This is a genomic window from Paraburkholderia sp. RL17-373-BIF-A, from assembly GCF_046030175.1.
Lineage (GTDB): Bacteria > Pseudomonadota > Gammaproteobacteria > Burkholderiales > Burkholderiaceae > Paraburkholderia.
In genome coordinates this window covers 1-969 of sequence record NZ_JARESO010000305.1, presented here as the reverse complement: position 1 = coordinate 969, position 969 = coordinate 1, and the positions used below count along the sequence as shown (strand labels likewise).

The following is a 969-nucleotide window of genomic DNA, read 5'->3' as shown; positions in this document are numbered from 1 at the left end:
GGGAACGGGCAAGTCACACCTTTCCATTGCTTTGGGCGTCGAGGCGGTGCGTGCGGGCAAAAGCGTGTACTTCGGCTCGCTGGCAGACATCGTCAACTCAATGGCAAAGGCCGAACGCGAAGGCAACCTGACACAACGGGTGCGCTCCTTGCGCGCAACATTCTCCTTATCGTCGACGAGGTCGGCTATCTGCTGATCGGTTCCAACGGCGGCAACCTTTTCTTCCAGCTGGTAAATGCATGCTATGAACGTTGCGGATTCATTCTCACGTCCAATCGGAGCTTCGGCGAATGGGGCGGGTCTTCTGGGACAGCGTCGTCGCAGCGCTGCTCGACAGATTGCCACGCGATCGTGGTCCAGATAGAAGGGTCGTCATATCGACTGCGTGACCATGTCGACCTATTGCCTGACCGTCTTCGCAACCGATCATCTTTCCTCAGTCCCGCAGCGGCGGAACCGGTACACCGACGCCCAGGCCGCCCCCGAAAAAGCTCACCTGATCCATTCGGGCGACTGATCACCGCAAATACACCGGGTGGGGAATTTACTTCGACACTTGTGGGGATATTGCGCGTGACGTTGACAAGATGGGCCAGAAATTAATAGGAGCCGGCCATCCCTGCCGGCCGAAAAGCACCGGCTTCAAATTCACCTTGGCGCGGGACGCGCACGGGCGCTCATTCTGACGCGATCGATGCGCGTCAAGCTGACCGCAGAAACGTCGAGAAATGGGTATTCCGACAAACAGAAAAAATGTAAGGCCGACCACCGAAACGTCGGAATTGAAAAATGATGCCGTTATCGGTCGAAAACATTGCGCGGCACGGTGTGAGCAATTTCTAGCGTTGGGACAGTAGGCCGGTCGCGGATCTTTGACTAGAGCGGGCTGGCGTCCGGCGCAGGGAGAGACACTCATTTCATAACTTTACTGGGCGAGACCACGGCATTAATCGCACTGCTGCAAAGCAT

Annotated in this window: 1 pseudogene; it reads left to right on the top strand. The window is 56.8% G+C overall.

What is annotated here, in order from left to right:
- Positions 1–46: 46 nt before the first annotated feature.
- Positions 47–603: pseudogene (locus P0D80_RS50540) on the top strand (ATP-binding protein).
- Positions 604–969: the final 366 nt, after the last annotated feature.